Origin of the sequence: Polaromonas sp. JS666, assembly GCF_900103405.1 — a bacterium.
Lineage (GTDB): Bacteria > Pseudomonadota > Gammaproteobacteria > Burkholderiales > Burkholderiaceae_C > Polaromonas.
The window spans coordinates 1-12,809 of sequence record NZ_FNHX01000024.1; the positions used below are offsets into that span (position 1 = coordinate 1).

The 12,809-nt window shown below is 68.7% G+C and carries 4 protein-coding genes; all 4 read right to left on the reverse strand.

Annotated elements, in window-relative coordinates; all coding sequences use genetic code 11:
- A partial coding sequence (locus BLQ85_RS23835; protein ID WP_175456193.1) for an SdrD B-like domain-containing protein occupies positions 1-2,687 on the reverse strand: 2,687 nt, incomplete at its 3' end.
- Positions 2,684-8,734, reverse strand: a complete 6,051-nt coding sequence (locus tag BLQ85_RS23840) for an SdrD B-like domain-containing protein (protein ID WP_139201111.1) — start codon at positions 8,732-8,734, stop codon at positions 2,684-2,686. The genes BLQ85_RS23840 and BLQ85_RS23835, both read right to left, overlap by 4 nt.
- Before the next feature lie 114 nt (positions 8,735-8,848).
- The gene (locus BLQ85_RS23845; RefSeq protein WP_083336980.1) at positions 8,849-11,494 is read right to left on the reverse strand and encodes a beta strand repeat-containing protein; all 2,646 of its coding nucleotides are present in this window, start codon (positions 11,492-11,494) and stop codon (positions 8,849-8,851) included.
- A gap of 89 nt (positions 11,495-11,583) precedes the next feature.
- Entirely contained in the window at positions 11,584-12,084 is a 501-nt protein-coding gene (locus BLQ85_RS23850; RefSeq protein WP_074580454.1) for a hypothetical protein, read from the reverse strand.
- Positions 12,085-12,809 lie beyond the last annotated feature (725 nt).

Consider the following 12,809-nt stretch of genomic DNA (forward strand, 5'->3'; position numbering starts at 1 on the left):
GTCCACTTCAGCGCCCCCTGCGCATTGACCGCCGGTTGCGTCGTCACCGTGCAGCCGGTGATGCCCGTGGGCAGCGAGCCCGGGCAAGTCGCCGACACAAAGCCGGTGAAGGCCGCGGTGGAGTCGCTCACGAACAGCGTGGACAGCGGCTGCGTGCCGTTGTTGGTGGCCGTCAAGGTGTACTGCAGCGTGTCGCCGGGGTTGGCGTTCACGCTGGTGGCCGCGGGCAGCGCCTGGGTCACATTGCTCACCAGCTTGGCCAGCGACAGGTCGCCGGCCTGGCCCACCGTGGTGATGTCGGTGGCCAGCAAGGTGCTGACGGCCAGCGCCGGGGCCGAGTTGGTGTAGGTGAAGGCGGCGCTCAGCGTGACGCTGTTCTGCGCACCCTGGCCGGCGCCGGCGGGAACGAACTGCTTGACGACCAAGCAGATGGTCTGCCCGGCGGTGACAGTAATGGTCGCGGCAGGCTGCGTCTCGCTGGCCTCCACCGCAGCGTTGCAATTGCTGTCCTGGTACAGCACCTGGTTCCAGGCCGGGCTGGCCGGCGTGGCGGTGTTGGCGATCGAGAAGGCGACTGACCCGCCAGTGGCCGCCTTGTAGGTATGGGCGTAGAACACCACTGTGCCGGGCTGGGCGGTCTGCGCGCCGTTGGGGCTTAAGGTGTTGGGCCCCACCATGCCGAAGCTGATGCCGGTGCGGGCCAGGCCCGAACCGGCGGTGTAGCTCACGCTGGGGCGGGTGTAGCTGCCGCCGGTGGTGCCGGCCGAGCCGCCGGTGGCGGTGTAGCCGGCCGGCAGCACGGGCGTGAGGACCACGGTGCCGCTAGCGGTGCCGGGAATCCACAGGGTAAAGCTGCCGTCGCTGGCCGTGGGTTCACTGTCCAGCGTGGTCGCGCCCTGCATGGCGTTGATGGTGATGCCGGCCAGCCCCGGTTCGGTGCCGGCCTTCACGCCGTTGTTGGCCGTGCCGCCGCCCGCGCCATTGTCGGCAAACACATTGCCGCTTAAGGTGCTGCCGCTGTACAGGCCGAAGTTTTGCGGGACGGGCGGCGCGCCCACGATGCTGAACTGGATGATGCCGGTCGGGTTTTGCGTGCCTATGAAGCCGGCCGGGTAGGCCGCCGTGATGTCGCTCAGCGTGGCGTTGCCGTCCACAACCAGGCAATAGTTGCCCTGCTGGATGTTGCTAAAGCTGTAGGCGCCGGTCGTGAGGTTGACCGAGGCCGCCACCGTGGCCGGGCCGTTGCAGGTGCTGCCCGAACGCGGCACCAGCTTGACCCACAGCGCGCTGGAGCCGCCTATGCCGGCCTCGCCGGCGTCCAGGTTGCCGTTGTGGTTGGTATCGCTGTACACGTTGCCGCCGAAACCCAGGGCCACGGTGCTGACCACGGGCGCGGCGCAGCCGGCGCTCGGCGTGTTGGCGGCCGTGCAGGTGGTCGGGGTCGGCGGGCTGGTGCCGCCGGCCGGGTCCACGGCGGTGTAGTTGGTGACCGTGATATTGCTGGTGGGCCTGGCCGTGATCTGCAGCACCGAGGTGCCGCCGCTCGCGGCAATGGTGCCGACAAAATTACAGGTCACCAGTGTGCCGCCGGCGTTGGCGGCGGTCGAGCAGGTCCAGCCGGTGCCGCTGCTGCTGACATAGGTCATGTTGACGGGCAACTGGTCGACCACACGCGCCACAAAAGCCGGTGTTGTGGTGGTGGTCGCCACCGTGAGGCTGTAGACGCTGTTGATGCCCACCTGCAGCGCCGGACTGGGCTGGGATTTGGTGACGGTTAGCGTCGGGTAGATGGGCGTGATGGTCACCGAGCCGTCGCCGCCGGGGTTGCCGCTGGCCGGCGCCGTGCCGGTGACGGAAGCGCCGCCCGCGCCGCCCAGCGAGGCGGTCACGCTGAAGGCTGAAATTGCCACCGTGTCGCGGCAGGAGCCGCCGCCCGTAGCCTGGCGGGTGGCGTTGGTGCCGCTGCTGTCCACCAGTTCCGCGCCGCCCACACCGGCCGCGCAACCGGCGCCGCCGCCGCCGCCGCCCGAGCCGTCGCCGACGCGTGTCGTGCCCGCGGTGCCCGCCGCCCCCGGCAAGGTGCCTATCGTGGTCGTCGCGGGCAGGCCAGCGCGGCCCGATACATCGAGCGCGCCGCCCTGGCCGCCGCCGCCGCCGCCGGCGACGATCAGCCGGGCATTGGCGGCCGTGGCCACCACGCTGGCCGCGCCGCCGCCCGCGCCGCCGCCGGACCAGCCGCTGCAACCGGCCTGGCCGCCCGCACCGCCGGCCCAGCCGGGCGCGCCGCCCGCCAGGCCGCCCGCGCCGGCCGCGTTGGCGCAGGTGAATGCGCCCTGCGAGGTATTGCCGGCGCGCCCACCCTGGCCGACGGCCACATTGAGCACGGTGCCGGGCGCGATGTAATAAGTACCTGTGGCCCGCGCGCCCGCGCCGCCGGCGCCGCCCCAGCCGTTGGAGTCATTGCCGCCGCTGCCGCCGCCCGCGCCGTTGGCCTGGATGATTACCCCGCCCGCGCCCGCGGGCACGGTGTAGGTCTGCAAGGCGCCGGTGTAATTAAAGGTGGTCTGCGCCGTCGCCCAGGGCGCGGCCAGCAGCAGCAAGGCAGCGCCCCATGCGGCCCGCGCCAGGCCGCGTGGCAAGGCCGGCTTGCGCATCAAACGGAAAACGGGGCACTGAAAAAACATCATTGTTGGGGGGCCGCCGTGCGGGAAGGAGAAACCGCGGCCGCGCCGGAAGGCTCGCCGAAGACGTTCTCGTCAAACTTGAAGCGTACACGCAGATAGAGGCCGCGCTGGGTATAGGCCTCGCCCGTCATGTCGGCGGCCTTGAAACCCTTGACGTTGTAGCCCACGGACACCCACATGTTTTTCCAGGCCAGGTAGCCGACTTCCACGCCCACGGCGGTTTCGGCGGCGCCGTCGCCCCACATACGGTAGGCCTGCAGGCTCAGGTCCCAGCGCTGCGTGAGGTCCCAGGTGGAGCGCCCGCCGATCAGCTGCGTGAAGGAGCGGCTGCTGATGCCGTTGGAGCGGTCGCTGCCCCACTTGGCGGCGTAACGCCCGCTCACGGTCCAGTGGCGGTTGGGCTGCACATTGAGGTGGGTGGACAGGATCAGGCCGGACTCGTCGCGGCTCAACCCCGGGCCCAAGGTGCTGTCGGAATCCTTTTTGTACTCAATGCGGCCCAGGGCATTCCACTTGTCGCTGTCGACCGGGCGGTAAGCCACGCCGGACTGCGCCGTGATGAGTTCGCGCTTGCCGCCGCCGGCGCCGAGGTTGGACTGCTCGCTGTAGAGGCCGCGGTTGAGCAGCGTCCAGCTGTCGTCCAGCTTGTTGGCCAGCGCGCCGGTGAGCAGCCAGCTGCTCGAGTTGGTCGAGGTCTGCCACTGCAGCTGGCCCGAGGCCTTCCAGGTGGCGGCGGCCGTGTAGTCGGCGCCCAGCGTCACGGCGCTGGAGTCGTCGATGACCACGCCGGAGATCGGCTTGATGCGCTGCACGCTGGCCGTCAGGCCCACGCCGTTGTCCAGGCGCCAGAGCCGGCGCAGGCCCAGGGCGGCTTCGCTGGTGCGGCCGTTGATGCTGTCGCCCATGCGGTATTCGTTGAACAGCTGGGTGCTGTCGGTCAGCTCGGTGTTGATGCCGGCGACGGTGGTGTATTGCGAGGTCGAGGCGTTGAGCGTGTAAATGCTCTTGAGGCTGTTGATGAAGTCGTGGCGCGCATACAGGCGCGTCGTCGAATTGATGGCGTAGTTGCCGCCCACGCCGACTTCGCGGCCGCCGCTGCCGTCGATGGCGTACTCGGCCAGGCCGTAGACGTCGGCCTGCGGCACGTCGGGCACGGGCACCGTCACCTTGACGCGCGCGGTGGTGGTGCCGACCTCCTCGGAAGGACCGGCTGCCAGCGCCGTGGGCGACGGAACGATCGGCTGGGTGGAGCCCGGCAGGGCCGGGCCGGACAGGGCCGCGGCCGTGTTGGCGGCGCTGTAGCGCACGCCGACTTCCACCTTGACGTTGCCGGCCATGCTGTGCTCCAGCTTGAGCTCGGCGCCGGTCTGCGATGCGCCGGTCACGCTGTTGGCGGTGCGCAGCGCTTCGCCGACCACGCGGTTCTTGTCGTCCACCGCGTAGCCGACCTTGGCGCCGTATTCGGACTGGCCGGCCGACTGCACGCTGTTGGGGTTGTAGAAACCGGCGCTGGTCTTGGCGCCCCAGACGCGCGCCTGCAGCGCCTGGTCTTCGTGGCGGATCTCCACGCGCTGGCCCGAGCCGCTGCCCTGCAGGTCGGTGCTGCTGCGCGCGATTTCGCCGGTGGCCACGGTCTTCTCGCCGAGCTTGGCCGTCACGTTGAGGCCGTCCAGGTTCTGGCGGTTGGCCGGGTCGGTGTCGCGCAGCGTCGAGGCGCCCAGCGTCACGGCCGGCGTGACCTGCACGCGGGCCTCGGCACCGGCGACCGTGTGCTTGGCGCCGCCGGAATCGACCGAGTAGCTCACGCGCACGAAGATGGGGTTGAGGTCGGGGTCCACGCTGGGCACCGGCGCCTTGAGCAGCAGCCGACCGCTCATGGGCTCGATCTCGTAGTCGGTGAACTGCGTGAGCGGCGTGTCGTTGACGATGACCGAGGCCTGGCTGCGGTTGCGCGTGAGGATGTTGACCTGCTGGCTGTTGACCACGCCGTTGATGTTCAGCAGGAAGGGGCCGGAGGTGCCGTTGGCGCGGAATTCCTGCACCAGCTGCGTGGTGGCGGTGCGGCTGGCAAAGCCTTCCACCGTGAGCGCGCCGTCCTGGTAGCGGCCCTTCACGCCGTTCAGGGCGCGCGAATACTGCGTGAGCTGGCGCGCCTGGTTGTCGGTCTGGGTCGAGTAGTCGCCCAGCAGCGCGTAGTTGCTGCCGTTTTGCAGCATCACATACAGCTTGCCGGTGGACTGCGCGTCAAAGCCGCGCGCCGAGGAGTCGCCGTAGACCGGGTAGAACTGGCCGGGCTGGATGTCGCGGAACAGCGCCGTGTCCGAAGGCTTGTCGGAGTCGTAGGCCAGCGTCAGCAGCGAGGAGCCCAGCACCTTGCCCTTGAGGAACAGCGCGGTGCGCGCGGCGGCCTCGCCCTTGCCGCCGGAGAAGCTGCGCGAGCTGCTCTGGATCTGGCGCTCGAACACGTCGCCGCTTTGCGCCGGCCGCAGCGCCGAAGGGTTGAGGCTGCGCAGGTTGAGCGTGCCTTCCACGATACCGGCGGCGATCATGGGCCGCAGGTTGGGCATGAACTCGATGGGCGAGACGGACTTGACGGTGCCGCTGGTGATGGTGAGTTCGGCCTTGCCGGGCTGGGCCGGCGGCAGCAGCAGGAAGCGGCCTTCGCCGCCTTCGACAAACACCTGGGTGCCGGGCTGGCGCGCATCGAGGTCGGGTGTCTGCCATTGGCCTTGGCTGGCCTGCAGGCTGACCTGGGTGCGCACGGCCACGGGCAGGCCTTGCGCGTCGCGCAGCGAAATGATCACCGGCACGGCGGTCGCGCCGTCGGCGATCAGCTGCGCGGGCGCAGCGACCTCGATCTTGGCCAGCGCGCCGGGCACGCGCACCGTGATCTGCGCCGTGCCGCGGGCATTGCCGAAGCCGTCCAGGGCGCGCACGGCCAGCGTGTTGCGGCCGGGCTTGAGGTCCACGCCTATGTATTCCCAGGCCAGGACCTTGTTTTTCTCCAGGCTGCTCTTCTTGCCGACCAGCGTGGCGGGAACGGGCTGGCCGTTGACGGTCAGTTCAAAGCGCGCGCCCAGCGGCCCCTTCACGCGGACTCGGGTCTGCGCGACCGGCAGCAGTTGCTCGTCCACCAGGCCGATAAAACCGGTCGCGGCGTCCAGCTCCGGCAGCAGGTCTTCCAGCGGCTGCAGCATCTGCTCGGCCGCGGGCGCCTCGGCGCCGGCGGGCGCGGCGGGCTGGGCCGGCTCCACGCTGGCCGGCGTGTAGATGGGTTTGGGCAGGCGGGCATTGGGCGCGGTGGGGCCGCCCGTGTCGCCGACGGCGCCCAGGGTACCCGGCAGGGGGGCCGCCGCCACGGCATTGCTGCCGGCGTTGTTTTGCTGCGCGCCCGGCAGGCCCATGGCGCCGCTGGCCGGCAGCGTGCGGCTGTCGGGCGCGGCGGCGCCGCGGTTGGCCTGCAGCAGCGTGCCGGCGGCCTGGGTGATTTCCGACGCGTTGCCCAGCGCCTTGCGGCGCGCGGCGATCTGCTCGCGGATGCCGGGCGTGCATTCGGCGATCGCGAAATCGGCCTTGTGCAATTCGCCGTTGGTGAGGTCCGTGAAGCGGCTGCCGGCGTCGAAGGCGTTGCGGTTGTTCAGCACGGCCAGCGTGGCGCCCGCGGGCAGCGTGATGTTGTCGACCTTGGCCACATGGGTGCGCGGCTCCAGGCCGTAGAAGCTGTACTTGCCCTCTTCGTCGGTCACGGCATAAGTGCCGTCTTCGAGGTAAATGCGCACGCCCGGAATGCCCGGCTCGCCGGCGTCCTGCACGCCGTCCCTGCTGCAGTCGGCGAACACCTTGCCGATCACATAGGCCTTGTTGGAGAACACGCCGCCCACCACCTGCACGCGCACGCTGGAGCTGTTGGAGCGCACCGCGCCGCTGGCGGCCTGGGCGGTGTTGATGCCGTTGCCGCTCTGGCTGCCCGCGCCCACGCGCACGCGGTAGCTCAGCACAGGCTGTGCGCCGGCGGCGATCGTGCCGACGGCAAACTGCAGGCTGGGGCCGGCACCGCCGGCGGGATCGGCCAGCGCCGCGCCGTTAAGGCGCGCCGTGCCGCGCACGTAGGCAAAACCGGCAGGCAGGCTGTCGCTGACCACGGTGGCCGGCAGTGGCGCGGCCGAGACGTTGTTGAGCTTGACCGAATAGTCAACAAAGTCGCCGATCTCGGCGGTTTTTTTGTTGGCGGTTTTCTGGATGAAAAGGCCGCCCGCGGTGGCACCGGGGTCCAGGGGCACGTCGAAATGCACCGGCGCTAGCGCCACCAGAAAATTGCCGCCATAAGAACCCGGCGTGTCGATCACCCGGCCGGCCGGCTGCAACGCCGCAGGCACCCGCGAAGGAAAAGAAAAGCCAGCCGGCGGGGTAACCACCAGTCGATAGTGACTGTTGGGCACCAGCGGGAATTCATAAAAACCGTCCGCCGCCGTCACGACGACGCTGGGCGCCGGCGTGACGCCGTCCATCAGGAACACCACGGCCGGGCCGCCGGGGTTGCCGCCGTTGCCCGCACCGAGGACGTCAATCAGTTGCACCGTGACGCCGGCGACGGGCTGGTTGGTGGCCGAGTTGTAAACGGTGCCCGAAGGGTCGACCAGCAGCGTGGTGGTGACCGACACCGTTATGCCACCGCAGGTCGTGATGCTGGCGGTCACGGTGTCGTTGCGCAGCACTTCGAGAATGCCATCGCCCGAGGCCACGATGTGCGAGACCGCGTTTGCGGTGGGAACGCTGGGCAGGATGCGGAACACGCCGGTGTTGGGCCCGGTTTCCACGGCCGTATAGGTTTCCGAATCGCCGGTGAGGTGGCTCACGATGGTGATGGGCACCGTGCCTATCGTGTTGGGGTCGGCATTGCAGATGGACGCGTCAGCCTGCACAAACAGTGCGTTGCCGGGAACGCTCTGGCCGGCGTGCACTGTATACGTGTTGTTGGTATAGAACTGGAGGCTTGCCGTGTGCGCAGGCAGCGGTAGCACCACGGTGTTGCTGGCGGTGGTCAGCGGCGCGGCGGCGTCGGTCCAGTCGGCATAGGCGGCGCCGCTCACATTGCCGGCGGCGTTGGAATTCACCATGACGCTGAACTGCCCCAGGAACAGACCGCCCTGCGGCAAGGTGGCGATGGCCCAGGCCACCGCGTCCACCACGCCGCCGCCCGGCACACTGGTGACATAGCTGCCGGTGGCGGCGCCCTGCAAGTGGTACAGCGTCTGCGCGCCGGGATTGGTGGCCGGCTGGGCCGAGGTGAAGACCGTGTTCACCGGCACCGGTGCGCGCAGGATGAACAGCGCGGCGGGCGCGCCATTGACCGTCACATTGGCGGGGCTGGCCGCCATGTTGCCGTTGTTGGTGGCCCTGGCCGTGAAGCTGAGCGCCACGCTTTGGGTAGCGGTGGCCGCCCCGGCCGCGTAGCTGACCTGCACGGCAGCGCCGTTGGTCAGGTTGATCGTGTCCGTGTTGGTGGCCGTGGCGCTTTGCAGCTGGCTGACCGCGCGCAGGCTGAGCTGCGCGGTCTGGCCGGGCACCGCGCCGGGCGGAATCTGGCCGGTGATCAGCAGGCCCGCGGTGGCGCCGACGGCCACCGGCACCACGCCGCCGGCGGGCACCACGGGCTCACCGGCATCGACCAGGCCGTTGCCGTTGACGTCCAGCACCACCTGCAGGTTCAGCGGCGTGAAGGCACTGCCACCGGCCACGCTGGCGGTGACCAGGTAGTTGGTGGCAACGTTGCCGGTGTTGGCCAGGTTGTGGCTGATGGTGAAGGAGGAGCCGACGCCGATCAGCAGGTTCTGGCTGGCGTTCAGCGTGAGTGCTTCCATCGCCGCCACCGTGGTGTTCACGGTATTGGAATTGATGCGCACCGGCAGGCCCGTCGCGGTGTCCACAAAGGTGGCGCTCGCCGTATTGCTGATCACCGTCCCCGCTGGGGTCGGCGCTGCCTGTGCGGCTGCCCAGAAGAGCAGCAACATGCAGGAAATCAGCAGTTTGCGCAGCGGGCGAAAAAGCATGTGGGCTGGGTGGGTGGTGGGTTGCGGCAGGGCGTCGCTTTCCAAAGGGCGCGTTGCCGTGCCCTTGGAAAAGCGGGGAAGCTTTCGCTTCCCGCGCTGGAGGTCAGTCCCGGGTTAGGGGTTGATGCGAACACCGAAAGTCACGACAGCCGACTGACCGGGGGTCAGGGTGCCGATCGTTGCGGTGACGGTGCCGGCCGCGCCCGCGGCGGGGCCGGTGACGGTGCCCACCGTGCTCGCAGCGGCGCTGCTCAGGGTGGTGTAGCTCGGCGTGGCGTCGGACACGACGACCGAGGTCGCATTCGCGGATCCCACATTGGTCACCGTGATCTGGTACAGCACGCACTGGTTGGGGCGGGCGCTCAGGGTGGCCGCCGCGTAAACCGTGCCGCCGGTGGCGCCGGCGCAGGCCGTGTCCAGGGATTGCGCCTTGGACAGGGTCAGGTTGCCGGCGATGACGGTGGTGCTGTCAACGGCGGTGGCCACTGCGGGGATCGTCGTCACATAGCTGCCGTTGCTGGTCGTGACCGTGATGGTCGTGGCATCCACCGCGCCGGGGGTCGCGCCGCTCGGTGCGATCACCTTGTTGAACACGGTGATCGATGCGCCGGGGGCCAGGCCCGCGGGCAGGACGCCGGCGGCACTCAGGGCACCGCTGATCTGCGGGTCGGTCGCGTCGAGCACGCCGTTGGCGTTGGCGTCGTAGTACAGCGCGGAAGTCCAGCCGGCCTGGTTGTCGGCGCCTGCCAGGGTCACCGTGCTGACCGTGCCATTGCCTTCCAGCACGTTGCCGGTGTTGGTCAGGGTGTGGCTGTAGACGTAGGAGCCGCCGGGATAGGTCTGGCCGGCGCCGTTGGGCGTCAAGGTGATGGAGCGCACGGCGTTCACGACCACCGCGTCATGCAGCGTGTCCGAAGCGTTCGAGGTGGGCGACAGCGTGCGGAAGTACAGCTGCGTGGTGCCCGCCGCGAAGCCGGCCGGCACACCGACCACCGCGCAGACCACGACGTTGCCGCCGGAGGCCACCGAGCCGGTGTTGGTGATGGTCGCGCCGGTGGTCGAGCAGTTGCCCGCGCCGCCGTCGGCGCGGAAGCTGACCGTCCAGCCGGCCGGCAGCGTCACGCTGGCGAAGGTGTTGACCGTGCTGGCGCCCAGGTTGTAGCTGTCCGGCGAGGGGCCGGTGTTGTTGGCCACGATGGTGAAGACCGTCGAGGCGCCGGGGTTCAGCGTGTTGGTGACCTGCGCCGCGCCTTCACCGTTGGCGAACACGCCCACGCCGGGAACACCCACCGCGGTCGGCAGGTTGTTGGTGGCATCAACCGCTGCGTTGGCCACGGCGGTCAGCTGGTCGGGCGTGCTGGCCGTCTTGGTCGGGTCGAACACGGAGGTGGCCGTCTTGGTGATGATGAAAGGCGAGCCGGTGTTGGTCGCGTTCGGCGGCAGCGTGGCCTTCAGGATCACGTTGTAGGTGGCGCCGGCGGCCAGGGGGCCGGTGTCGACCGTGCCGTCGCTGTTGGTGTCAACCAGCGGCGTGACGCCGTCGCTCTTGAACAGCTGGAAGGTCGTGCCGGCCGGGAAGTTACCCGTGCTCAGCGTGATGTTGAAGGTGTCGGAGCCGTTGCCGGTGTTGGTCACCGTGTTGGTAAAGCTCACCGTCGAGCCGGGCGCGGCAGGGCCGGGCACCGTGGTGCCGGTCAGCGTCACGGCGGCGGTCTGCAGCACCGTGAAAGGCACGGTGTTGGAGCCGCCCGTCACCGTGGTGGCGCCGTTGTTGTAAGACGTCGCCGCGGTGTTGTTCAGCACGCCGGGCGCCGTGCCCGGTGCCACGGTCACGCCGAAGCTGATGGTGCCCGACTGGCCGGCCGTCACCTGGTTGAGCGTGACCAGCAGGGTCTTGGTGCCCAGGGTGTAGCCCGAAGTCAGGGTGTTGGGCGCGGAGCCGCTGGAGCCGCCGCTGTCGCTCAGCGCGGTGGCGCCGGTCACGCTCCAGCGTGCGGAGCCCGCGGTGTAGGTCAGGCCTGCCGGCAGGATGTCGGTGATCGCGACGGCGGTGGCCGTGCTGTTACCGGTGTTCGTGTAGGTCAGGGTATAGGTGATGGCCGTGCCGGCCGCGCCGCTGGACACGCTGGCAGACTTGGTCAGCGTCACGACCGCGTTGGTCGTGACCGTGGTCGTGTCAGTGTTGGACTGGGTCTTGGTCGGGTCGAACACGCTGGTGCCGGTCACCGAGAGGCCGTTGGTTTGCGTGGCCGTGGCCGTGCCCGGGAGGGTGGCGACCACGATGTACTTGAACTGGCCACCCGCGGCCAGTGCGCCCGTCGTGGTGATCGCGGGGCCCGTGGGCGAACCACTGCCGTTGTCGGCGAAGATCTGCACGCTCGCCATGGTGAAGGTACCACTGGCGTGGGTGGCGGTCAGGTTGAAGGTGTCCGTGCCGTTACCCGTGTTGGTCAGGGTATGCGGGTAGTACACCACGCTGCCCGGCGTCGCGTTCTGCGCGCCGCTGGCGGCCAGCGTCAGGCTGGCGATCTGCTGCACCGTGGTCTGCACCACGTTGGAGGTCACCGTGCGCGTGATGCCCGAGGCATCCGAGTAGGTGGCCGAGGCCTGGTTGCTGATCGACGTGCCGGCGGGCGGCGGTGCGGCGTGCGCAGCCGTACCGGCCATCACCAGCGCGAAGGCAACGAACAAGCCCACAATCCAGTGGGTGAAGAAGTGCGGCAGCCCTAGGGGCCGCGGACTCGGGGGGTTGGCATACATGGCGTATTTCTCCTGGCTACAAGACAACGGTGAATCGACAGACAACTAACAGAAACTGGGAAGGGCGCTGTGGACGGGCCCGGCCGCCATCAGGGCTTGGCCGCCGAGACGACCGCCGGCGCATCGATGCTCACGCGCAGGCTGACCACCGAGGTCGCGCCCGCGGGCAGGCTGCCGAGTTCCCAGCGCAGCGCGCGGTAGTCGGCCAGGGGCACGGGCTCTTTGCGCGTGCTGCCGTCAGCCTGCTTGACCACGCGGGTCAGCGGCATGGGCGCGAAGGTGCTGCCGTCCGTGGAGGCCTGGGCCTGGGCGGGCAGTTCGCTGGCGGCGATGAAGGTGGTACCGGGCGGCACCGGCACGGTGGCCAGCAGCTTGCCCGCGGCAGCGGTGCCGTTGTTGCGGTAGGTGGCGCTGTACTGCAAGACGTCGCCCGGCTTGCCGTCGCCGGCAGGCTTGAGCACCGGCTTGCCGGCCACCATCTCGACGCGCTGCGCCAGCAGCTGGGACGTCACCGGCGAGGCTTGCGCCAGAACCACCTGGCCCAGGGCCAGGCCGGCGGCAAAAATGCAAAATTTCAGAACAGTTTTCATGGTTCACATCCTTTTCGTTACAAGTCGGCGGATAACAGCGCCAGTGGTCGGCGGCATGGCCTGTATGCGCTTACAGACCTTTGGACGTAACTTTATGTTACTGATTGCTCTTTTTTGGCTCGACTAAATCACGGTTCGCCAAAAAACAAATAGAAAACCCAGATTTCCGTGAGAAAACACGCAAAAGCAGTTTGAATTAGGGTCGCATCTGTGACTTATTGTAATTTTTCATCTCGTTGTCTTACAAGTAGTCACAAGTACACAGGGTGGGTTTTCGTGACAAATTCACGTAAACCCTAGGGAGTAGGTTTTGTTTTTGTTCGCGGCGCGGGGGGGGTTGTTACAAAAGGGGCGTGGCTTTCCCCTTCCGCAGGGGCGGGCTTGCTCCGGCGGCTTGTTCTCTATTGAGGGTGGCTGGCCGGGAGTGGCCCGGCGGCCAGTAACTTTGGCGAAACCCGCAAAGCGGGTTTTCTTTTGTCCGCCAAAAGGCGCGCTGCGCGCGCGGGGTTCGCTCACTTCGCGTAGCGAAGTTACGCGAACACCAAAGTCACCAAAGAAAAGGCGACCTGCAGTCTGGGTCCCTGCGCTTCGCTCCGGGCAACCTGCGGTGCTCGAGCCAAGCGGGGTCTGGCTAAACTCGCTACGCTGCGCTTCGCTCAAACAACGCCAGCCCTGATCCGCTTGTCTCTGCGCTCCTCGGCCCAGCCAGGACGGGGCAATCGGGA

Bases quoted from the DNA above. Each gene is read 5' to 3' on its own strand.
- BLQ85_RS23840 (WP_139201111.1), bottom strand. From the start codon at position 8,734: ATGCTTTTTCGCCCGCTGCGCAAACTGCTGATTTCCTGCATGTTGCTG.
- BLQ85_RS23845 (WP_083336980.1), bottom strand. From the start codon at position 11,494: ATGTATGCCAACCCCCCGAGTCCGCGGCCCCTAGGGCTGCCGCACTTC.
- BLQ85_RS23850 (WP_074580454.1), bottom strand. From the start codon at position 12,084: ATGAAAACTGTTCTGAAATTTTGCATTTTTGCCGCCGGCCTGGCCCTG.